The 1,082-nt window shown below is 68.6% G+C and carries 2 protein-coding genes; both read right to left on the reverse strand.

The features are described 5' to 3' along the window. Window positions 1-614 precede the first annotated feature (614 nt). A complete protein-coding gene (locus ACFHWE_RS23585) occupies window positions 615-887 on the reverse strand; it encodes an NUDIX domain-containing protein (RefSeq protein ID WP_416604068.1) in 273 nt (90 codons plus the stop codon). Further along, window positions 884-1,082: hypothetical protein (locus ACFHWE_RS23590; RefSeq protein WP_416604069.1), on the reverse strand; the 199-nt coding region annotated here is incomplete at its 5' end. The genes ACFHWE_RS23590 and ACFHWE_RS23585, both read right to left, overlap by 4 nt.

A 1,082-nucleotide genomic window follows, 5' to 3' on the forward strand; every position in this document is an offset into this window, starting at 1 on the left:
AGGTAGCGGGGGCCGTGGTCCATGTCGTGGGCTAGAGGCACACCAAGTCACCCCCCTTCACGCTCGGATCAACGGTGGGACGATCTTCCGCTTCACCCTATTTTTACGCCCGTTTAAGTTTGTTTGTGTGGCTTTGAAATTGAGTGAACCTTAGCAAACCGGGTGAGTGTCACATCCGTGAGTTGATGGGGCTGGTTGGTGTTCCACCGCAGGTCCTTCGGTGTGTGAGAGGTGACGCTCTGGCAGGGCGTACCGGGGTCGGCTTCGCGCGGGGGTGGAGGAGAAGCCCCGGCCCGCAACTGGCTTCGGACGGCTGCGATCCTCTCCCGGACAGGGAAGGGGTCGGAGAGACTGGAAGCGGAGTGGTCAGGGCACGCCGCGTGCTGGACCGACGCGCGTATCCTCTGGAAGTCGTGGGCCGTGTGTTCGATCGCTGTCCGTGCGGCGTACGCGCGGGCCTACGGTTCGCCGGTGGGGGCGACCCCTTCCCGAGGCGGTGCAGCGCTCGGGTCCGCGTTCTGCCGTACCCGTTCCCGGTTCCAGGTGGTGCGGAAGTCGGGCGGAGGCCGAGGGACTCCACTCGGTGGAGGGGTACCCAGCGCAGCTCACTGCTCTCATGGTCTGCGGGAGTGAGGCCGGGCAGGCTGGGGACGGGGGCGGTGTGGGCGTCGTGGCGCCAGAAGTCGAGGCCGTGCGTCTTGGCCAGGGCGAGCGGGCGGCCCGCCGGTGACCTCTTCCCTGAACTCGCGGACAACGGCCTGGAGAGTGGTCTCGTCACGGTCGCGGGCACCGCCGGGGATGGAGCAGGTGTCGCCCTCGTCGGTTCCCTCGGGGACGGCGGAGTGCGGCAGCGGTTCCGGGGTCGGCCCCGGGCCTGGTGTCTTCATGCCCCTTCGGGTACGGGGCCGGGGGCGTTCGGGCCCTGGAGGGCATCGGCGAAGCGTTGTTCCAGGGTGCGGTCGTCGGTGTCCTGCGGCGGAAGGGCGTCGGCACCGGCTTCCTCGTTTTCGGGGCCGGGGAGCGGGTCGGTGGGGGGAGGGAGGACGTCGGCGTGTAGGTGGAGGATGCCCTCGGAGTTGATG

This window comes from Nocardiopsis sp. LOL_012, assembly GCF_048060475.1.
Lineage (GTDB): Bacteria > Actinomycetota > Actinomycetes > Streptosporangiales > Streptosporangiaceae > Nocardiopsis.